The organism is Streptomyces sp. NBC_00878 (genome assembly GCF_026341515.1).
In the GTDB taxonomy this organism is placed as follows: Bacteria; Actinomycetota; Actinomycetes; order Streptomycetales; family Streptomycetaceae; genus Streptomyces.
Genome location: NZ_JAPEOK010000002.1, coordinates 281,366 through 303,391 on the forward strand (window position 1 = coordinate 281,366; position 22,026 = coordinate 303,391).

Consider the following 22,026-nt stretch of genomic DNA (forward strand, 5'->3'; position numbering starts at 1 on the left):
CGCGGCGGTCGGTGAGGTCTCAGGCACCGTCTGCCGATGTGAGGCGCTGCTCCTTGTCGCGCTGTCGCTGTGCGGCTCAGCTCCTTGTCGCGGGGCGCATCCTAGGTACGACGGGGCAGACCTGTCACTTCCTCAGGCATCGGCCGCCCGATGGGATCAGACTGTGCGGCGCGGTCGCCGTTTGCCGATCGTGGGGCTGGATACCCGGCACGCATGGCTGGAGCGAGCAACAACACAACGAACGAACAGTCGCCCACTGCGAGCGGGCGAGCAGAGAAGCAGACCGTGACCGAGGGCGCCGAGAGGCCGACGAAGGCCAGGGAAGCGGCCAGGACAGTGCAGGGAGCCGTCACGTCGGCCGCCGAGCAGACGGTCGGAAAGGCAGGCATGGCCTGGACCCTCCTGAAGGCCAGGAAGGTCGTGGTGGCCGCGGTCGGCACGGGGACCGCCACCGTGGTTCTCTGCTCCTACACCGTGGGTCGCCGTGCCGGTCTGCGGCGGCGTGGACCGATATCCCGCCTCAGCGGCGGACGCATTTGAGCAGGTCCGCGTCGATTACGTGTCCGAGCAGGTGGAGTGGGGCCGCCGTCACCCCCGCCCGTTCAACGGCCTGCCCGTAGGCGTGCGCCACCTCCCGGTCCACCAGGCCGTGTACCAGCGGCAGTTCCGGTTGGGCGGCCTGGAGAAGGGATTCCGTGCGGCAGGAGGCGAGCGTGTCCTCGATCCACGGCTGGGCGAGATAGCCGGCCGCCGCGGCGGCCGGTAGCCCCTCGGCGGGCTCACGGCGGACGTGGCCGATGCGCAGCAGGCCGCCACCCAGGAGCAGTACGTCCTGCCGTTCCCGCATCCGGGCGAGCGCCCGGCCGGTGTCGAAGCAGTGGGGGAACGAGTCGTCGATCACTGTGGTGCCGGGCCTCAACCGGTCCACGTCCAGTACGGCGGCGCTGCCGCTGATCGCCGTGACCAGCAGATCCGCCCCGTACACCGCGTCGGGCAGCGTCTGCCGGGACTCCACCACCGCGACCTCGTCGGCCAGCCCTCGCTCACGCAGGTTCCGGGCCAGTTCCGTCAGACGCGGTCCGCTGCCGCGCACATCGCACAGCGTCAGCCGTCGTGGCGGGCGGGTGGCCTGTGAGAGGAGCAGTTCCAGTGAAGAGGAGCCGATCGAACCCAGGCCCACGAACGCGACGTTGAGGTCCGCGAGGTTCTGGCCGGTGGCGTCGAGCGCCGCCTGCACCGTCTTGACCACCGACACAACGGTCGCCGCGTGGCCCGTCGTCACGCCCACCGCCTCCTCGACGGAGGACAGCACGTCGAAGCCGTAACCGGTCAGCGACGGGATCATCCCCGCCAGCGAGACGCAGCGTGCCCCGAGCGAGGCCGCCAGTGACACCGCGCGGCCGGTGTGCCCCACGAGTCCGGGATCCCGGCCGAGTTCGTCGGCGAAGAGCGGCACGCAGACGAAGCCCGACCGACCCAGCGTCGTTGTCACCGTCTCCAGCAGGCGCGGCTCGCCGTCGGGGAACAGCATCGCGCGCAGGTCGGCGCGAGGTAGTGCCCCGTCGGGCAGGCCCGCCAGCCGCGCCAGATGGTCGGGAGCGGGCAGGTATCCGACGAGTGCAGCGTCCATCGTCGACTGAGGGTTCTGCCGGCGAACCGCGGAACCAGGACTTGTGGCCCGCGTGAGCCGGGCGCGGATGGAGCGCGCGAAGCTGTCCAGCGCGGGCGGCGAGAACGCCCTCGCGGACCCGCGGAGCGTTACCCGCAGCCCGTCCCCGTCCGGTCGCACCGCCATAAACACGTCCGTCGCGGTGGAAGGCGGGGCGAACGCGGAGTCCGCCTCCTCCCACGACAGCGTCAGCCCGCCGTCGTTGGGGGCGGCCAGCGCGGAGAAGTCCAGGAAGGTGAAGAAGAACTGCGACGTCAGCGGCAGCCCATTGGCGTGCCGCGGCAGGACGTCCTCGTGGGTCCGCGCCTCCTCGGCCTCGGCCACGATCCGGCGCAGAGCACCGGCGAAGTGTCCTTCCGCCGGCTCCTGTTCCGCTGTGGCGGGCGGCCGCACCGGTACGGCGGCGGCGAACGGGCCGAAGATCCGGTGCACGTCCGGCAGCGGACGATCCCGGCCGCTCACCGCCAGCCCGACGATCAGGTCCGCTTGGCCGGTCGCCTCCGTCAACTGCTGGTGGTAGGCGGTCAACAGCGGCGCGTACAGCGTCGCCCCCGCCTCCGCCGCGAGCGCCCGCAGCCCTGCTGTCCGGCTCGCGTCGAGCACGAACTCCGCCGAGTGGAACGCGGTGGCCGCGCCGCCGATCGCCGTACTGCCGATTGCCGTACTGCCGCTGCCGTCGTCGGGGGCGCGAAGGACCGGAGGCCGGTAGGGGGCGCCCAGCCGGGCTCGGCGTTCCGCGGCGTCCGGCACTGAGCCGGGCTCTGCTCCGGCGGCCCCGGACTCCGCTCCGGCGAGCAGCAGACAGTGGTCGCGGAAGGCGGCGCGCGGTGTGGACAGCTCGGTCGTGTGGCCGGCGGCCAGCCGGTCGTACACGTCCGTCAGTTCCTGCATGAGCAACGCGGCGCTGTACCCGTCGCCGATGAGGTGGTGTGCGTGGACGAGGAGTACGTGCTCCTGCGGGGCCACAGTGAGCACGCGAAGCCGCAGCAGGGGCCAGGTCCACGGCTCGAAGCGTCGGTCGGCCTCGGCCGCGGCACGCTCGTCCACCTCGCCGCGGTCGGCGAGCGTCTCGAAGACGACCGGCAGCCGCAGCGAGCGCGGCAGTTCCTGCTGGACGGGCGGCCGGGCACCGAAGGGGAAGACGGTACGCAGCATGGCGTGGCGTTCCACCAGCAGGTCGACCGCGGCCTGGAAGACCTCTTGGTCCAGCGGGCCGGACAGCCGCAGCCGCGCCAGCCAGGCACCGCCGCCCGGTGAGAGCTCCTCGGCGAGGAGGAAACCGCGCTGACCCGGCGTGAGCGGGAACGGGGCCGTATGGTCTTCTCCCGCCGGGCGGACGGCCGCGGTTGTGGTCGAGTCGCGCGGTTGCCCGGCGGCCGTGTCCACCGCCGCATCCATCGCCGCGTCCACCGCCCCGGCGAGTGCGGACAGGGTGCGGTGACGGTAGACCGCGGTCGGCCTGGGCAACGGCCCTTCCTGCTTCCCGAGCCGCGCGAAGACCTGGAGGACCAGCATCGAGTCGCCGCCGAGGTCGAAGAAGTCGTCCTCCCGGTAGACCGGTCCGGCCTCCAGCAGTTCGGACCAGATCCCGGCCAGCCGTCGTTCGGTCGGCGTCGCCGGGGGAGTACCACGGCCGACGGTCGTCGACGACGGTGCGGTCATGGACGGCGATGGCGCGGACAGGGACTTCGGCTGTGCGAGCGGGGAATTCGGCTGTGCGGGCAGGGACTTCGGCTGTGCGGGCAGGGACGCCGACAGTGCTGTCAAGGCCTGCTCCGGCGCCACCCCGGCGTCCTTCACCGCCAAGTCCGCACGGTCCGCATGGTGCGCAAGGTCCGTACGCTCCCTGTGGTCCGTACGCTCCCTGTGGTCCGTACGTTCCGCCGGAGTCTCGGCCATGTCGGACAGGGCGCGACGATCGACCTTGCCGGTCCCGGTGAGCGGCAGCGCGTCGACGACCGTCATACGGGCCGGGACCATGTACGGCGGCAGCACGTCCGACAGGTACCGGCGCACATCACGGCTGTCCGGTCGGCCGGAACCGGGCCGTACGGTGACGAACGCCAGCAGCCGCCCTTCCCGCGCGGTCACCGCGGCCCGTGCGATGCAATGGTGTGTCTGGAGGGCCGCCTCGACCTCACCCGGTTCCACCCGGTTCCCGCGGATCTTCACCTGATCGTCGACACGGCCCAGGAACTCCAGAGTGCCGTCCGCCGTGCCGTCCTCGGCGCGGCGTACCCGGTCCCCGCTGCGATACCAGCGGCGTCCGTCGCGTACGGCGAACGCGCGGGCGGTCAGCTCGGGCTCGCCCAGGTAGCCGGGTGTCAACCCGACTCCCGCGATGAGCAGTTCGCCGGACTCGCCCGGCCCGCGGGGCACACCGTCGGGGCCGACCACTTCCAGGTCGGTACAGGCGACGGGCCGACCGATCGGCAACAGCTGTACGTCGTCACCGGGGCGCACGTCGATGACGTGGCAGGTGGCGTTGATGGTGGCCTCCGTGGGCCCGTACAGGTTGGCGATCCGTGTGCCGGTTCCGAAGAGGTCGAACCATCGGCGTACGTGCTCGGCGGGGAGTGCCTCGCCTCCGACATGCACCCAGCGCAGCGCCGACAGGTCCGGTCGGCCCGCCCCCTGCGCTGCCCGTTCCTCGGAGGCCGACAGGAGCTGCTCCCACAACGTCGGCACGGAGCTCCACACGGTGATCCGCGCCCGCTCCACGTACGCGAGCAGGAGCTCGGGGTCACGCAGCAGGTCCCGCGGCACGGTCACCACGGTGCCGCCGACCAGGAGCGGTGCGAGCAACTGGCGTACGGAGGCGTCGAAGCAAGGCGAGGCCGTCTGTGCCAGGCGGTCGTGCGGGCCGTAGCCGAAAGTGGTGACGGCCCAGTCGAGGTAGTTCTCCATCGCCCGGTGGGTGATGGGCACCGCCTTGGGGCGTCCGGTGGATCCGGAGGTGAAGATGACGTACGCGATCGCCTCCGCGGCGGACACCGGCACGGGGACGGTCGCCGGTGCGGAGTTGTCGGCCTGTGCGGTCGGCAGGTTGTCGACGGCCACGGCCCGGACTCCGCCGAGGGCGGTGGCGGTCGACAGGGTCGAGGCGTGGCATACGACGGTGGTGGCACCCGTGCGGGCCAGTTGATCCGCCATCCGTGCGGTGGGGTGGGCCGAGTCCAGCGGAACCCAGCCCGCACCGGCCCGCAGAATGCCGACCACGCCGATCACGGTGTCCGGGCCCGGCTCGGTGAGGAGTCCGACCAGGTGGCCCGGACGCACGCCGAGGGCCCGCAGACGCGCGGCGAGCAGACCCGATGCGCGGTCGAGGGCCGCGTACGTGAGTGTCGTCCCTCCGGCGTCGACCGCGGTTGCCGCGGGCGTGGCCCGGAACCGGTCGAGCAGCCGGGTGACCAGCGTCGAGCCGCCGTCCGATCCGGCGAGCGGTGCCGACGCCACGAGGGAGGCGGGGGAGACGGCCGCAGCAGGCGATGACGACAGCGAAAGCGAAGGTGCAGGCGGTGTGGGGAGCGCGCACAGCGCGGCCAGTTCCTCGCGGTACTCCCGGTCCAGACGCGCCACGGTCGGGCGCTCGAAGAGCCGAGCCGGGAAGTTCCACGACATGCGCAGCACGGGGCCGTCTGCCCAGCACAGCAGGCTCAGCCGGGTCGCGGCCGATCCTGTACCGGCCGAGGTCGCCCGTACGTCCACCGGGCAGTCGGCCGCCAGGCGGGCCGGGAAGCGGGCGAAGCTGAAGCCCGCCGGGCTCGCCGTGCGGGGGCCGCCGTCGGCGCCGGACAGCAGCCCGGCCAGGTCGAGACTGCTCAGGTCGGCATGCCGCTCGCTCTCCAGCCATGCGCGGCGCAGCCGCCCCGCCAGCGTCCCGAGCGGCTCGTCAGGGTCCGCCTCGCACAGCAGCGGAAGCGTGTCGGCGAGCGGACCGACGAGCCGGTCCAGCCCCTCGAACCGGTCGTCGCGCCGGGCACGGGCCACATTCACGGCGATGTCCCGACGGCCCGTCCACCGCACCAGGCAGCGCACGTACGCGGCGAGCAGCAGATGGAACAGGGATACGTCATGGGCGGCGGCCAGCCGTTCCAGACCGGCGGTGACGTCGGTGTCGAGTGTGCCGTGGTGTTGCAGGAGCGGACCGGATGGGGGCGCGTCGGGATCGCCGTCGTACGGCAGCCGCAGCGGCTCACCCCGTCCGGCCAGGCGCTCGGCCCAGTAACGCCGGGTGGCGTCCGGGCCACCCGAGCCCGAGCCCGAGCCCGAGCCGGGGCCGGAGCTGGAGATGCGGGTGCCGGCAGCGGCGTACGCTGCGAAGTCCGGTGCAGGCAACGCCAGTTGGGGATCTTCTCCGCGCCACAGCGCGGTGTACAGGGCCCACAGGTCCTCGGTCAGGATGTTCAGGCTGTACCCGTCCGCCGCCGCGTGATGGACCACCAGCAGCAGGTGCGCGAGGTTCGGGTCCTGGCGGAGTACGACGGCCCGCACCGGGGGTTCCGCGGCCAGGTTGAACGGCTGGTTGGACAGGGCCGATTCGACGTCGGCCACGCTCTGGGCGGTGCCCTCGCGCACCTCGTACCAGGTCGGCAGGGGCATCGTCGGCGCCAGACGCTGCACAGGTGTGGCGCCCGCGTCGTCGACGCGCATCCGCAGCATGCCGTGCCGCTCGGCCAGAACTGTCAGCGCCCGGCCGAGGACGTGCGTGTCCAGCGGGCCCCGGATCGTCAGGCGGAGATGGCCGCGCGCCGGGACGTCCGGGTGCAGTCGGCTGCTGGTGTACAGGGCCAGTTGTACGGGGGTGAGGGCGAAGGGTGTGCCGTCGTGCGCCGCGGGCGGAAGCGGGGCTCGGCGGGCGTCCGACCCTGGCTCGCGCGCGTCAGCACCGGCACCGGCACCGGCACCGGCACCGGCACCGGTTCCGCTTCCGCTTCCGGTTTCGGCCGCGGTCTGCGCGTCGACGTGGGCGGCCAGTTCGCGCACCGTCCGGTACTCGAAGAAGAGCGTGGTGGGCCATGACCGTCCCGTCCTGCGCTCCAACCGCTTGACGAGATCGACGGCGCCCAGCGAGTCCAGCCCGAGCGACAGGAACGGCGCTTCCTCGTCGACTGCCGACGCCGGTATGCCCAGTGACTGCGCAAGTAGCTCCCGCAGCACGGCGGCAGCACCGGAGACGGACGTCGACAGGTCCGTGCCGGAGGGCTGATGAGCCGCTCCCGCTCCCGCCCCCGACGTCGACGCCGATCGCGACTGCGGCAAGGGCGTTGCCGCAGTTCGCGTCGGCGAGTCGGCGACGGCAGGTCCCCGCACCGTCGTCAGGTCGGCGAGTACCAGTTGTGCCGCGTCCGTGTCGCACGCCGAACGCAGTGCGGCCAATGCGGGCGCGGTCGCCAACGGGCGGCCTCCGGCACGCGCGGGGGCGCCGACACCGAGCGAGGCGGCGAGTCCCGTCTCGGCGAACGGCCCGAGATTCACCGACAACCACGGTCGTCCGGCCCGCCGTTCGGCGGCGGCGAAGGAGTCCAGGAAGGCGTTCCCGGCCGCGTAGACGCCGAGGGCCCCGGCGAGCCCTGGCAGGACGGAGGACACGGACGAGAACGCGACACACACCCCGGGACGCTGCCCGTGCCGGTGCAGTGCCTCGGACAGCAGCACGGTGCCGAGCGTCTTCGCCCGCAGCGCATCCACCGCCTCCTGTACGTCCGTTGCGCGCAGGCTCCCGGGACGCACCACTCCGGCCGCGTGGAAGACACCGTCCAGCCGGGGCAGTTCGGCGGCGAGCTTGTCGACGTCGTCCCGTTCCGCGAGGTCGGCCGGGTGGTAGCGGGCATCGGCGCCGAGCGCCACGAGTTCCTCCACCAGGCCCTCGGGCGGTCGCGGAGAGCGGCCCGTGAGGATGACCACCGGTCGGCCACGGGCGGCGAGGTCCCGGGCCAGCGCGGAGCCGATGCCGCCGCAGCCGCCCGTGATCAGGAAGGTGCCGTCGGCGGGCAGCCGTTCCTCGCCGTGTTGCGTCTTGGCCGGTTGCGGTACGACGGTCCGTACCAGCCGTCGCCCGTCCCGCCAGGCGACCACTCCGGCCGCCTGCGGTGCCGCCGTCTCGGCGAGGACGGCCCGGAGCCGTTGCCCGGCGTCGTCGAGGGAGGCGAGGTCGACCCAGTTCGCCACCGCTCCGGGGAACTCCTCGGGCACGGCAAGGGCGAGACCGCCGAGCACGGCCTGTGCCGGGTCCGGGCGCTCGGAGCCGACTCCGGTGACGTGCGCGTCCTCGGTCACGACCAGCAGCCGACGGGCCCCGGTCCGGTCGAAGAGCGCGAGTGCCTCTTGGAACACCGAGACCCACCGACGCTGCATCCGGTCGAACGCGGCGGCCGTGCCGTACCCGTTCGCACTGGTTGGACCGGTCCGAACGGTCGGCCCGGCGAGCAGGAGCACCGTCTGCGGACGGACGGCCCCGGAGGCCGTGAGCGTCTCCACGCCCTGACCCGCGAGCTGTTCCGCGAGCGCGCGCACCGCCGTCGCGTCCGCGCCGGTCACCAGTACGGGACCGGCGGGAGCGTTGTCGGTCAGGGGCGCCGCCTCCCACGTGACGCGGTGCAGCAGCCCGTGAGCCTGGGTGTCGCGCAGTAGCCCCCGCGCCTGGGTGTCGGGCCAGAACCGGCGCCGCTGGTAGGGGTAGGGCGGCAGCGGCACGCGCCGCCGGTCCGCGTCGAGTGCCGTACGGTCCAGCGGCACGCCCCGCACCCACAGCCGCGCCACCGTCTCCAGCAGCTCCCGCGCCCCGCCGGCGGGGCGGTCCTCGGCGGCCCCGGCAGGCTCCGGCTTTCCGGGCGCGGACACGACGAGCACACGACCAGCCCCGGCAGCCGTATCGCTTGTACTGCTCGTGCGGCTTGTACCACTTGCCCAGGCCGTGGAACTGTTCTCGCCCCTCCCGGTCTCGTCCGCGCCGGTGGCCCGCTGGTGGGCCGCCGCCGCGCGGATCGGGCCCGTGAGGGTCTCGTCCGGTCCGAGTTCCACGAACGTGTCGTAGCCCTCGTCGAGCAGCCGTGCCACGGCCCGGCCGAACAGCACCGGCCGCAGGGCGTGTTCGCGCAGGTGGTCCGAGTCCATGCGCGGCTGCCACTCGGCGGTGAGCGTGCTCAACACGGGCAGGGCGGCAGACGTGGTGTCCAGCGCCCGTGCCGCGTCGGCCAGGGCCTGCGAGACCGGCTCCATCAACGGTGAGTGAAACGCGTGCGACACCCGCAGCGGGCGCACCGCCGCGCCCTGCCCGGCGAGCTTCTCCGCCGCCCGCTCGACCGCGTCGGGACCACCGGAGATCACCAGTCGGCCGGGACCGTTGTACGCGGCGACCGCGAGTTCGCCGGGTGCTGCGGCCACCAGAGCCGCCACGTCCCGTTCGTCGGCTCCCCGCACGGCCAGCATCGCGCCCGGCGCGGTCAACGTACCCATGAGCCGCCCACGTTCCGCCGCGAACCCCACCGCGTCGGCGAGCGACAGTATCCCGCTGACGCAGGCGGCCGCGAGCTCGCCGACGCTGTGCCCGACCAGTGCGTCGGGCCGTACGCCCCAGGCCATCAGCTGCCGGGCGACGGCCACCCCGTGGGCGACCAGCAGCGGCTGCGCCACCTCCGTGGCGGCCTGTGCCCGCGGGTCCACCTCCGCGTCCACGCACCAGGACGTCAACTGCCGCCCGTGCACGGCGCCGACCCGGGCCGACGCCTCGTCGAGCGTGTCGCGGTACACCGGTGCCGTCGCGTACAGCGCACGGCCCTGGCCCGGCCGCAACGCGCCCTGGCCGGGGAAGACGAAGACAGTCCGTGGCCGGTTCGCCACCGTCCCGGTGACCACGCCCTGCTGTCCCACGCCCCGCTGTCCCACACCCTCGGCGAGCCGTTCCCGGAGGTCCCCGTCGGCCACGACGGCGAGGCGGTGCGGCCCCTCGTCCCGCGCCGTGGACGCCGTCAGGCAGACGTCGCCCTCGTCGATTTCCGGGTGGTCGCACAGATGGTCCGTGAGCCGGGACGTCCAGGCGGCCAGACCGCCCGCACTGCGTGCGGACAGGGTCAGCAGGTGCGGGCCGCCTCCTTCGCGCGACGCGGACACGGGGGCCGGGACCGAGACCGGAACCGGGACCGGGACCGGGACCGGGACCGGGACCGGAACCGGGGCCGGGACTGTGGCCGTGGCCGGGGCAGAGGCCGACGACGGCGCCTGTTCCAGGACCGCGTGCGCGTTCGTACCGCCGAAGCCGAAGGCGTTGATGCCCGCGATGCGCGGGCCGTGCGATTCCCACGCGGTCAGCTCGGTGACCAGGGCGAACCCGGACCGTTCGACCGCGGGGGAGGGCGGCGTGTGGTGCAGGGAAGCCGGCAGCCGGCCGTGCCCGAGCGCGAGCACCACCTTGACCAGGGAGGGCAGGGCGGACGAGTTCAACAGGTGCCCGACGTTCGTCTTCACCGAGCCGAGCAGCCGTCGCCGACCGTCCGGACGGGCCGGGAAGGCATGCGCGAGGGACCGCAGTTCGATCGGGTCGCCGACGGCCGTGCCCGTCCCGTGGGCCTCGACGTACGTCACCGACCGCGGATCGACGCCGCAGATCTCGTACGCCCGGCCGATCACCTCGTGCTGCCGCTGCGGATTGGGTGCCATCAGGCTCAGGGAGGTGCCGTCGTTGTTGACGGCGGTGCCGCGTACGACGGCCAGGATCTCGTCGTCGGCGCGGCTCGCTTCCTCAAGTGGCCGCAGGACGAGGGCAGCTCCGCCCTCACCGGGTACGAACCCGTCGGCAGCCGTGCTGAACGCGCGGCCGCGGCCGGTCGGTGACAGTGCCTGTGCCGCCTCCAGCGCCTGGTAGCCGTCGGGTGTGAGGTGGAGGTTGACGCCGCCGACGACGGCGATGTCGCACTCACCGTCCGCGAGGCTGCGCCGGGCCAGATGCAGTGCCACCAGACCCGAGGAGCACGCGGTGTCCACGGCGAGTGCCGGCCCGTCGAGATCGAGGCAGTGTGCGACACGGGCGGCGACCAGATTGGGCAGGTTCCCGGTCAGGGCCGTGGCCGCGAGTGGTACACCGGCCGGGGCCGCGTCGGCAAGGATCTGCCGGTAGCCGCTGTCTCCGACGGCGGCGAACACGCCGACGCGCAGGCCGCGGCGGCGGGGACCGGCGTAGCCCGCCCGTTCCAGTGCTTCGTGGGCGAGTTCGAGGAAGATCCGTGCCTGCGGGTCGAGCGTGCGGGCCTCCTCGTCACCGATGCCGAAGTGTCCGGCGTCGAACGCGGCCGGGTCGTCGAGGAAGGACCCCCAGCGTCCGCCGGAGACGGTGGACGCCCGTCCGCCGGCCTGCCACTCTGCCTGCCCGTCCGCCCGTGTCGGGGGTGCGCCGTCCCAGCGGCCCGGCGGTACCGAGGTGACCGCGTCCCGGCCGGTGGCCAGCAGGTCCCAGAACTCCTCCGGCGTGCTCGCCCCGGGGAACCGGCAGGCCATCGCGACGATCGCCGTCGCGGGTTTGACTGCCGCGGTGGGCGGCGTCGGTTGCCGGTCGACGGCGGGCGACTCCCGGTCTGCGGCGGGCGACTTCCGGTCGGCGGCGTACGCATGCCCGTCCCCTGTGTCGTCAACTGCCGTCAGCAGGTGGTCAGTCAGTGCGGTGACGGTGTCCTCGCGCATCAGGGCCGGCGTCAGAGTGACGGCGAAGGCTTCTTCCAGTTCGGCGAGGACCTCCATGGCCTTGAGCGAGGTGCCGCCCAGGTCCGTGAACCGGTCCCGGTCCGCGAAAGACGCCTCCGGCCGCGCCAGCACCCGCGCCCAGACATCGCGCACCACCTGCCGCACGTCACCGCGGGAGCGGGGCGACGCCGTCCGCCCCACGTCGTCCGGCCGTCCCGGCCCGCCCGCGGACGTGTCGTCGTAGGTCGGGGCCGAGGACGCGCCCGAGGAGGTCGGGGCCGAGGACGCGGACCGGACGGCGGCCGAAGGGATGAACGCGGGGCTGGAGAGGGGGCTGGAAGAGGCCGTCGGCCGGTACGAGCCCGCCTCGAAGCGGACCCGCATCCGCTGCCGCTGCACCTTGCCGCTCGTCGTGCGGGGGAAGGCCGACGGAGGAAGAGCGAGGACGTACACGTCGTCGTGGCCCAGTGCTCCGCGGACCCGCCGGGCGATCTGGTCCAGCACCTCCGTCGCGGTGCGCGGCGGGCGGCTCCAGGACACGAACACCACCACGCGCTCGCTCCCGGTCAGCGGGTCGCTGGAGCCGATCACCGCCGTGATGCCCGCGGGCAGCCCGGGCGTCGAGGCCGCCACCTCCTCCATGTCCGGGGCGTGGAAGGTCCGGCCGTTGAGGAAGAGGACGTCCTTGTGGCGGCCGCTGACACACAGCCGGCCGTCCCGCAGGAAGCCGAGGTCCCCGGTACGCAGCCAGCCGTCGGCGAAGGTCTGCGCGGTCGGTTCGGGAAGGCCGTGGTAGCCGCGCGCGATCTGTGGGCCGCTGACCTCGATGTGACCCACCCGCCGGTCAGCCAGCGGCCGGCCGAGCTCGTCGGTGATCCGTACCGAACAGCCGGGCACCGGCAGGCCGACGTCCATCACTTCCACGGCGTCGCCGCCCGGCTCCCGCTCCACCGCCCGGCCACGGCTGAGGGCGGCCCGCTCCAGCACCACGGGCGCCGCCACCTCACCGAGCGGCGGGAAGGTGACGGCCACCGTCGCCTCGGCGAGCCCGTAGACAGGCGTGGCCGCCCGCGGGTCCAGGCCGGTCGGCCGCATCTTGTCCGCGAAGTTCCGCCACACCGTCGCCGAGATGGGTTCGGCCCCCACCAGCATCAGCCGGACATGGCTCAGGTCCAGCGAGGCGAGCACCTCGTCGGAGACCCGGCGGACGGCGAGCGCGAGCGCGAAGTTGGCGGCCGACAACACCGTGGCCCGGTGCGCGGCGGCCACGTCGAACCACAGGCGCGGCGATTTCGCGAACGACAGAGGGCCGATCTTCACTTGCTTCACCCGCATGCTCAGCGGTGCCAGATGGGTGCCGATGAGTCCCATGTCGTGGAAGTAGGGCATCCAACTGACCACGACATCCTGCTCGGTGAGCGCCGTGGCAGCGGCGATCTGCCGCAGGTTCGCCACGACCGCCGCATGCGTCAGCTCGACGCCCTTGGGCGACCCGGTGCTGCCGGAGGAGAACTGCAGGAAGGCCAGATCGTCCGGCCTCGGCACGACCGGCGAGACGACCGGTGTGGCGCACTCCCGCAGCGTCTCCAGTCGCAACACCCGTGCGCCGGCGGGCAGTTCGGCGGCCACCCCCGCACAGGCCGCGTCCGCCACGACAGGGGGACGGCCGAGGTGCTCCCACACCGGGGCGACCCGCCGGGCGTCGGGAGCGAGCGGCACCGGTACCAGCCCGGCGGCGAGCGCGCCCCAGAACATCGGCTGAAAGTCCTCGCTGCGCTCCGCGAGCAGCGGCACGCATGTGCCGGGCTCGACCCCGGCGAGGCGATAGCCGCCCGCGACGCGCAGGGACTCGTCGAGCAACTGCCGGAACGTGACCGCGACTTCGCTTCCGTCCCCACGGACATGGACGATGACCTGCTCGGGGGCCTGGCGGGCTGCGTCCAGCAGTACGTCAAACAGCGATGCAGTCTTCATGGGTCCGTTCGTTCGTGCGGAGGCGCATGGCGCAGGGCTGATCCCACTGGGCCCGGCCCCGGGAGGGTCTGGGCCCGGCCACGGGAGGGTCGCGGTCATGGTCCGGTATGGATCTTGTCTTCTCGTTGTCTCATGGGAGCCTGACGGACGTTGGGTCCCGTTTCATGAGTACGCGTACTCAGCCGGCGTTCCGCATGGCAAGGTCAGGACGCGTGGCCCGCTCCCGAAGCCGGTGAACCCTCGCCCGGACTCAACGGCCTCGTGGCGGCCGAACGCGGGTGTCGACGGCGGTGAAATCGCCCCTGGCGACGATCAATTCAAGCCGTTGTCTTGTCACTTCCATGACAACCCTGTGCGGGTGCTGCCACCCTGCTGTGGAACGTTCACTGATCGTTCACATCTCCACATGTTCCACATCTTCGCGTGCCGCCTCGTGCGGCACTCCTTCCCGCCCCACCCCCCATTTCCGGACGGGCCGCACCCAGTCGGTCTGTTCGCCGTCGGCCCGCACCAAGGGCCGGCCGTCGCAGGAGGAGAAGACATTGTCCGGGCTTCATCGTTCAGCCCGTCGGCGCAGACGCGCCGCGGCCCTGGCCCTCACGACCGCGAGCTCGCTGCTCGTCCTCGGAGTCCAGACCGGACCCGTATCCGCCGCACCCGCGGATCCCGGTTCCTCGAAGATCACCGCCACGCCACGTGCCGGTGCCGCCCAGACCGAGCTGTCGCCGGCAAAGCGCGCCGCGCTCCTCAAGAGCGCGACCGCCACCGCCGGGGACACGGCCAAGCAACTCGGCCTCGGCTCGCGGGAGAAGCTCGTCGTCAAGGACGTCATCAAGGACGCCGACGGCACGACCCACACCCGGTACGAGCGCACCTACGCGGGACTCCCGGTCCTCGGCGGTGACCTGGTGCTGCACCTGAAGAACGGCCGGACCACCACGTCCAAGGCCACCGGCGCAACCATCGCGGTTCCCACCACCACGCCGAAGATCTCCGCGGCCCGCGCCGCCACCAAGGCGCTCGCGATCGGCAAGGCCGCCGACGTGGAGCGGTCCGAGGTCGAAGGCAAGCCGCGGCTCGTCGTCTGGGCCGCCGCCGGGGCCAAGCCGGTCCTGGCCTGGGAATCCGTCGTCGAGGGGTTCCAGGAGGACGGCACGCCCAGCGAGCTGCACGTCGTCACCGACGCGGCCTCCGGCAAGGTCGCCTCGAAGTACGAGAGTGTGCACACCGGCACGGGTACGGGCCAGTACAACGGCTCGGTTTCGGTAGGCAGCACGGCGTCCGGTTCGTCGTACCAGCTGGTCGACGGGGATCGCGCGGGGCAGCGTACGTACGACCTGAACCAGGGAACCTCCGGCACCGGCACATTGTTCACGGATGACAACGATGTCTGGGGCGACGGCACCCCGGCCAACCGGCAGACCGCCGGTGTCGACGTCGCCTTCGGGGCGGCAGCTACCTGGGACTACTACAAGAATGTTTACGGCCGCAACGGCATCCGCAACGACGGTGTCGCCGCCTACAGCCGCGCCCACTACGGCAACAGCTACGTCAACGCCTTCTGGCAGGACTCCTGCTTCTGCATGACGTACGGCGACGGGTCGGGCAACGCCAAGCCGCTGACCTCGCTGGACGTGGCGGCGCACGAGATGACCCACGGTGTCACCAGCGCCACCGCCAACCTGACGTACTCGGGGGAGTCGGGCGGCCTGAACGAGGCGACCTCGGACATCTTCGCCGCGGCCGTGGAGTTCAACGCCGGGCTGGATGCCGACGTCCCCGACTACCTGGTCGGCGAGAAGATCGACATCAACGGCAACGGCACCCCGCTGCGGTACATGGACAAGCCCTCCAAGGACGGCTCGTCCCGTGACAACTGGGACGCCTCGCTGGGCAGCATCGACGTCCACTACTCCTCCGGTCCCGCGAACCACTTCTTCTACCTGCTGTCCGAGGGCAGCGGAGCGAAGACCGTCAACGGGGTGAACTACGACAGCCCCACCGCCGACGGCGTCCCGGTCGCGGGCATCGGCATCGAGAACGCGGCCCGGATCTGGTACCGGGCGCTGACGACGTACATGACGTCGTCGACCAACTACGCGGCTGCCAGGGTCGCGACCCTGCGGGCCGCGGGCGACCTCTTCGGGGCCTACAGCGACACCTACCTCGCCGTCGCCGCCGCCTGGGCGGGCATCAACGTCGGCGACCGCATAGCTCTGGGCGTCAACGTCGCCCCGATCGACGACCAGACCTCCGGTGTCGGCCAGGAGGTGTCCCTGCAGGTCGACGCCTACACGACCAACACGGACGCGACGCTGACCTACGAGGTCACCGGCCTGCCCGACGGCCTGACCGCGAGCGCCGGCGGACTGATCTCCGGGGTCCCGACCACGACCGGCACCAGTGACGTCACCGTGAAGGTGACCGACAGCACGGGTGCGACCGTGTCGGACACCTTCGCGTGGCGGGTGGCGTACGTCTACGGCAACTCCACCCGGGTCGACATCCCCGACCTCGGTGCCGCGGTCGAGTCGCCCATCACCATCACGGGCCGCCCGGGCAACGCCTCGGCGACCACGGAGGTGTACGTCAACATCGTGCACACGTACCGGGGTGATTTGACGGTCGAGCTGGTCGGCCCCGACGGGACCGCCTACTCGCTGCTGAACCGCAGCGGCGGTTCGGCCGACAACGTGGACCAGACCTTCGTCGTGAACGCCTCGGCGCAGCCCATCGAGGGCACCTGGAAGCTGCGGGTGCGTGACGTCGCGTCGATCGACGTGGGCTACATCCAGCAGTGGCGGATCACTCCCTGACCTGCCGCCCACTCTCACGCCCGCCCGGACCACGCCATGGTCCGGGCGGGCGTTCGGGTCGTACGGTCCGGTCGCTTCGGTAGCGCTGTGAGGTGTCCCGTATCGCCTCAAGCCTCGATGGTAGAGATGTCCCTCGGGGCTTCGGCCACTGAGGCAGCGCAGGAGAGGCGGACCGATGGACTACTACGATCTCGGCACTCACGGCCGGCCCGTGACGACATCGTCCCCCGAGGCCCAGCGGTGGTTCGACCGCGGCCTGGTCTGGTCGTACGCCTTCCATCACGAGGAAGCCGTCTCCTGCTTCGAAGCGGCCGTCGCGGCGGATCCTGACTGCGCCATGGCGCACTGGGGCATCGCCTACGCCCTGGGCCCGAACTACAACAAGCCCTGGGAGTTCTTCGACGGCGAGGATCTGGCCCGTACCGTCGACCGCACGCACGCCGCCGTGGAGCTCGCGCAGGAGAAGGCGGCCGGCGCCACCCCCGTCGAACAGGCGCTGATCGGCGCGCTGCGGTCCCGCTATCCGCAGGCGGAGGCGGTCGAGGACTGCTCGGTGTGGAACGAGCCCTACGCCGACAGCATGCGCGCCGTGTACGAATTCGCCCCCGACGACCTCGACATCGCCACGCTCTACGCCGACGCGCTGATGAACCTCACACCGTGGCAGCTGTGGGACCTGCGCACCGGCGAACCGGCCGAGGGCGCGCGCACCCTCGCCGCGAAGGCGGTCCTGGAACGGGCGATCGCCACCGAGGCCGGGGCGCGGCACCCGGGCATCCTGCACATGTACATCCACCTGATGGAGATGTCCTCGGCCCCCGAAACCGCGCTGCCCGTCGCGGACCGGCTGCGCGGCCTGGTCCCCGACGCCGGACACCTGCAGCACATGCCCACGCACCTGGACGTCCTCTGCGGCGACTACCGGCGCGTGGTGTCCGACAACGGCACGGCCATCGTCGCCGACGAGAAGTACCGCGCGCGGGCCGGAGCGATGAACTTCTACACCCTGTACAGGTCGCACAACTACCACTTCAAGATCTACGGCGCGATGTTCCTCGGCCAGTCGAAGACCGCCCTGGAGACCGCCGCCCAGCTCGAAGCCTCCATCCCGGAGGACCTGCTGCGGGTGCAGTCCCCGCCCATGGCGGACTGGCTGGAGGCGTTCCTCGCCATGCGGGTCCACGCGCTGATCCGGTTCGGCCGCTGGACCGACATCGTGGAACTGCCGCTGCCCGCCGACCCCGAGCTGTACTGCGCGACGACCGCGATGCTCCACTACGCGCGCGGTGTCGCGTTCTCGGCCACCGGCCGGATCGCCGCCGCCGAGGCCGAACGCGAACTGTTCCGCGAGGCCGTCACCCGCGTTCCGGAGACGCGGATGCTGTTCAACAACACCTGCGCCGACATCCTCGCGATCGCCTCGGCGATGCTCGACGGCGAACTGGAGTACCGCAAGGGCAACCACGAGGCCGCCTTCGCCGCACTGGAACGGTCCATCGCACTGGACGACAACCTTCCCTACGACGAGCCGTGGGGGTGGATGCAGCCCACCCGGCACGCGTACGGCGCCCTGCTCCTCGAACAGGGCCGCGTCGCGGAGGCCGAAGCCGTCTACCGGGCCGACCTGGGCCTGGACGACACCCTCCCGCGCGCCTTGCAGCACCCCGGCAACGTCTGGGCCCTGCACGGCTTCCACGAGTGCCTCGTCCGTCTGGGCAAGGCGGGGGAGGCGCAGATCGTGGCCCAGCAGCTGAAGATCGCCGCGGCGCTGGCCGACGTACCGGTCGAGGCGTCCTGTTTCTGCCGCCTCGAAGCCGTCGGTGGTGCCGACGGCGATGGCGGGTGTTGCTAAGGCCGACCCCTCCGGCCCTTTCGGCTGTGCGGGCCGCGCTTGCACTTTCACGTCCCGCCGACAGGTCTGCTACCACCCTGCTACCTTTTGGGGTGACCTCTACGAAGAAGCAGACACAGGTTCGGCTGGACCCCGATGTGCTCGACGCCGGCAAGGGCGCCGCGGCGGCGCGGGGCCTCGACTTCAACAAGTACGTCGAGCGCCTCATCGTCGAGGACACGACCGGTGCCCGTGCCGCGGGAATGACCGCGGCACAGCGCCTCATCGAGGAGCACGGCAGCTTCCTCGACGATCTCGAACAGCAACTGGACGCGCCGTACGGCAGGCCGCATCCCGGTGCCGCCGCGTGATCCTGCACATCGACGAGTCCTGGATCCTGGAAGTCGCCGAACGGGCAGGCGCCGGTGACCCCGACGTCGACGACTACGGCGTGCCCATCGCCGCCGTCGCGCGCCACCGTGGCGAACTGCTCGATCACCCCGTCTACGACGGCCCGTACGCCCGGGCCGCTGCCCTGGTGCACGCCCTGGGCCGCTGTCGCTGGCTGGAGCGTTCCAACCTCTCCGTCGCCTGCGCGGTCGCCGTCATGTACCTGGAGGCCGGCAACATCCCCGTCAGCCCCACCCGCGAGCAGCTCACCGCACTCGCCCACGAGCTGAACCACCCGCGCTGCAGCGCGGCCCGGATCGCCGCCATCCTGCACACCTGGAAACCCTGAGGGTAAGGGCCCGGTAGGGGTACAGCGTCGACATCCCCTCGCCCTAGCCTGAAGCAGTGCGCCGACCGGCCCTCTTCTTGCATCGGCCGGTCAAGCCACATCGTGCCACCGCTTCAGGGAGTGAGGAAGGCACCATGGGCGATGCTGAATTCTGGGAAGAGCTGCGCGCCGGGACAACCGGCGAGGTAGTTCTGGCGATCGACATCCCATCCAGCGGAAACGGGATGGACTTCCGGGAACTCGTGCCGCTCCTCGACACCCCGCACACGGTGTGGCGTGCCCTGGAGCACGCCGACGCTCCTCCTGGGGACGGCAGCCTCGACGCCTATGTCACGCCTTGGGTTCGCGCGGTCCGGGCCCGCGGTCTGACCGTACGCGCGGTGCTGGGCCACGGAGTGGGTTCCATACTCGCCAGCGCGATCGCCGAAGCGCTCGGCGGTGACGGCGGGTTGACGCCGAGGGTGCTGCTCTTCGACCCCGAACTGGTGGATGCGGACACGGTGGTGGGGGAGTTCCGGCGGGTGACGGCCGAGGACCCGCACCTGCTGAGCGCCCACGATGTGAACACCCTCGACCTCCGCCTCGACTCCGTCGTGGAGCAGAGCCTCGACGACCCGGCGGCCTTGGCCCTGCGGCTCCGGTCGGTCATCCTGCGAGCCGATGCCGATGCCGATGCCGATGCCGATGTGGCCGACGTGGGGGCTCGCACCACCACGGCGACCTTGAACCGGGCACTGTCCCGGCTGTCCGTGCTTGCCCTGGCCGAGCCGTACGACGTGATGCCCCTGTGGTCCCGCTGCACGGCACTGTGCTCGTCGAGCGCCGGCAACGGACTCAGCCGTACGAGGACCGCGCTGCTGTTGCCCGAAGCCCGGTTCGTCGCCCAGGAGATCTTCTTCAGGGACGAACACGAGGAGATACTCAAGAGCCCCGCCGTCGCACGGACCGTTTCCGTTCTGCTCGCCGCCGCCCCGGACATGGCAACCACCGAGCGGTAGCCGGAGAGAGGGAGAAAAGACAACGGTCGTCGCGTCTTCACGCGACGACCGATTCGCCGTCTACTGCCGCACACAAAGATTCCGCTCAAAGCTTCTGTTGCACACATCAAAGCTTCTGCTCAAAGCTTGTGCCGCACACAAAGAAAATCCCGGCGACCGTTCACGGGGGGAAACGGTCACCGGGATACTTGGGAGAGAGAGCGTCGTGATGCTCTCGTCTACTCGGCTATCTTGGTTCGGCCGACCCACCGGAATGTCACCAGCTCGGACTCCGCGTCGCCGTTGGTGCCGGGCAGCGGTATACGGCTCGATTCGTAGTGTTCGTATCCATTGCCATAGCGGATCTTGATCTTCTCGTCGGAGAAGATCACCTCGTCCAGTTCGGTGAGTTCAACTGTTCCGCACAACCCGTTGGGCCCGCCTTCCAGCTGTACGGAGCTCATCGCGGTAGCGGAGGAATCTTGAGCGACTCTACGCATGGGCCTCCTCTCGTCTCGCATTGATTCTTCGCCGGGACAGCCCCCTTGGACACCCCTGGACTCCCCCTATAAGACCGGTAATCGGGGTGGTGGATGAGAAAGGCGGACGAGCCTCTCTTCAGGGGTTGGTAGGGGTGCGCGCGGACGGATTCGGTCCCTACCGTCGGGGAAATGCAGAGCCTCCAACGTGATGCCCTGGGAGGGACGACATGACGCTTCTGCCGGAGGCCGCCCACCTTCCACCGCCAGCCCTCGAAACGGACGAGCCATTGGCCGGCGAACGCGCCGACGCCCGCGGGCGTGTGGCCGAGCTGCACGCGATCCGCGCGGAGGCCCTGCGGGGTCCCAGTGAGAAGGCGACGGCGGCGCAGCACGCCAAGGGCAAGCTGACTTCGCGGGAGCGGATCGAGCTTCTGCTGGACGCGGGTTCGTTCAACGAGGTCGAGCAGTTGCGGCGGCACCGGGCGACCGGGTTCGGGCTGGAGGCGAAGAAGCCGTACACGGACGGTGTGGTCACCGGCTGGGGCACGGTGGAGGGTCGCACGGTCTTCGTGTACGCGCACGACTTCCGGATCTTCGGCGGTGCGCTGGGCGAGGCGCATGCCACGAAGATCCACAAGATCATGGACATGGCCATCGCGGCCGGTGCGCCGCTGGTGTCCCTGAACGACGGTGCGGGGGCCCGTATCCAGGAGGGTGTCAGCGCGCTCGCGGGCTACGGCGGCATCTTCCAGCGCAACACCCGCGCCTCCGGCGTCATCCCCCAGATCTCGGTGATGCTCGGTCCGTGTGCGGGCGGCGCGGCGTACAGCCCCGCCCTGACCGACTTCGTGTTCATGGTCCGCGAGACCTCGCAGATGTTCATCACCGGCCCGGACGTGGTCAAGGCGGTCACCGGCGAGGAGATCACCCAGAACGGTCTGGGCGGCGCGGACGTGCACGCCGAGACCTCCGGCGTGGCGCACTTCGCCTACGACGACGAGGAAACCTGCATCGCCGAAGTGCGGTATCTGCTCTCGCTGTTGCCGCAGAACAACACCGAGAACCCGCCCGTGGTCGAGGCCGCCGATCCGGCGGACCGCCATTCGGAAGCCCTGCTCGACCTGGTGCCGGTGGACGGCGGTCGGCCGTACGACATGACGAAGGTCATCGAGGAGCTCGTCGACGACGGTGACCACCTGGAGATCCACGAGCGCTGGGCCCGCAACATCATCTGCGCCCTGGCCCGCCTCGACGGCCAGGTGGTCGGCATCGTCGCCAGTCAACCTCAGGCCCTGGCGGGTGTGTTGGACATCGAGGCGTCGGAGAAGGCCGCCCGTTTCGTCCAGATGTGTGATGCCTTCAACATCCCGATCATCACGCTGCTGGATGTTCCCGGGTTCCTCCCGGGTGTCGACCAGGAGCACGGCGGCATCATCCGGCACGGCGCGAAGCTCCTGTACGCCTACTGCAACGCGACCGTGCCGCGGATCTCGCTGATCCTCAGGAAGGCGTACGGCGGCGCGTACATCGTGATGGACAGCCAGTCCATCGGCGCGGACCTCACGTACGCGTGGCCCACCAACGAGATCGCCGTGATGGGTGCCGAGGGCGCCGCGAACGTCATCTTCCGCCGCCAGATCGCGGAGGCCGAGGACCCCGAGGCGATGCGCGTGCGCATGGTCAAGGAGTACAAGTCCGAGCTGATGCACCCCTACTACGCGGCCGAGCGCGGCCTGGTCGACGACGTCATCGACCCCGCCGAAACCCGCGAGGTCCTCATCAGGTCCCTCGCCATGCTCCGCACCAAGCACGCCGACCTGCCCCTCCGTAAGCACGGCAACCCGCCGCAGTGACAGATACGAA

9 protein-coding genes are annotated in these 22,026 nt (G+C 71.3%); 7 read left to right on the forward strand and 2 right to left on the reverse strand.

Annotated features, from left to right (window positions below; genetic code table 11):
- The first annotated feature begins 285 nt into the window (after positions 1–285).
- Positions 286–540, forward strand: a complete 255-nt coding sequence (locus OHA11_RS45715; protein ID WP_266508294.1) for a hypothetical protein — start codon at positions 286–288, stop codon at positions 538–540.
- Here the strand turns inward: OHA11_RS45715 and OHA11_RS45720 are convergent.
- Complete coding sequence (locus OHA11_RS45720; RefSeq protein WP_266508295.1) at positions 521–13,318, reverse strand: non-ribosomal peptide synthetase/type I polyketide synthase; 12,798 nt, start codon at positions 13,316–13,318, stop codon at positions 521–523. The two genes, OHA11_RS45715 and OHA11_RS45720, sit on opposite strands and share 20 nt — an antisense overlap.
- A gap of 542 nt (positions 13,319–13,860) precedes the next feature.
- On the opposite strand from OHA11_RS45720, the gene OHA11_RS45725 reads away from it, so the two are divergent.
- The 5 genes from OHA11_RS45725 to OHA11_RS45745 all read left to right on the forward strand — a co-directional run bounded on the left by OHA11_RS45725 (position 13,861) and on the right by OHA11_RS45745 (position 19,702).
- Positions 13,861–16,134: a M4 family metallopeptidase gene (locus OHA11_RS45725; RefSeq protein ID WP_266508296.1), complete on the forward strand. Its 2,274-nt coding sequence runs from the start codon at positions 13,861–13,863 to the stop codon at positions 16,132–16,134.
- 175 nt (positions 16,135–16,309) lie between these two features.
- Entirely contained in the window at positions 16,310–17,986 is a 1,677-nt protein-coding gene (locus tag OHA11_RS45730) for a hypothetical protein (protein ID WP_266508298.1), read from the forward strand.
- A 92-nt stretch (positions 17,987–18,078) separates the two neighbouring features.
- The gene (locus OHA11_RS45735; protein WP_266508299.1) at positions 18,079–18,336 is read left to right on the forward strand and encodes a hypothetical protein; all 258 of its coding nucleotides are present in this window, start codon (positions 18,079–18,081) and stop codon (positions 18,334–18,336) included.
- Entirely contained in the window at positions 18,333–18,704 is a 372-nt protein-coding gene (locus OHA11_RS45740; RefSeq protein ID WP_266508300.1) for a fic family toxin-antitoxin system, toxin component, read from the forward strand. The genes OHA11_RS45735 and OHA11_RS45740 overlap by 4 nt, the downstream gene beginning before the upstream one ends.
- 134 nt (positions 18,705–18,838) lie before the next feature.
- Complete coding sequence (locus OHA11_RS45745; RefSeq protein ID WP_266508302.1) at positions 18,839–19,702, forward strand: hypothetical protein; 864 nt, start codon at positions 18,839–18,841, stop codon at positions 19,700–19,702.
- A 218-nt stretch (positions 19,703–19,920) separates the two neighbouring features.
- Here the strand turns inward: OHA11_RS45745 and OHA11_RS45750 are convergent, their stop codons facing one another.
- On the reverse strand, positions 19,921–20,145 hold the full coding sequence (locus OHA11_RS45750) for a DUF5988 family protein (RefSeq protein ID WP_266508303.1): 225 nt from the start codon (positions 20,143–20,145) through the stop codon (positions 19,921–19,923).
- A gap of 245 nt (positions 20,146–20,390) precedes the next feature.
- On the opposite strand from OHA11_RS45750, the gene OHA11_RS45755 reads away from it, so the two are divergent.
- On the forward strand, positions 20,391–22,016 hold the full coding sequence (locus tag OHA11_RS45755) for an acyl-CoA carboxylase subunit beta (protein WP_266508305.1): 1,626 nt from the start codon (positions 20,391–20,393) through the stop codon (positions 22,014–22,016).
- Positions 22,017–22,026: the final 10 nt, after the last annotated feature.

Bases quoted from the DNA above. Each gene is read 5' to 3' on its own strand.
- OHA11_RS45720 (WP_266508295.1), bottom strand. From the start codon at position 13,318: ATGAAGACTGCATCGCTGTTTGACGTACTGCTGGACGCAGCCCGCCAG.
- OHA11_RS45730 (WP_266508298.1), top strand. From the start codon at position 16,310: ATGGACTACTACGATCTCGGCACTCACGGCCGGCCCGTGACGACATCG.
- OHA11_RS45745 (WP_266508302.1), top strand. From the start codon at position 18,839: ATGGGCGATGCTGAATTCTGGGAAGAGCTGCGCGCCGGGACAACCGGC.
- OHA11_RS45750 (WP_266508303.1), bottom strand. From the start codon at position 20,145: ATGAGCTCCGTACAGCTGGAAGGCGGGCCCAACGGGTTGTGCGGAACA.
- OHA11_RS45755 (WP_266508305.1), top strand. From the start codon at position 20,391: ATGACGCTTCTGCCGGAGGCCGCCCACCTTCCACCGCCAGCCCTCGAA.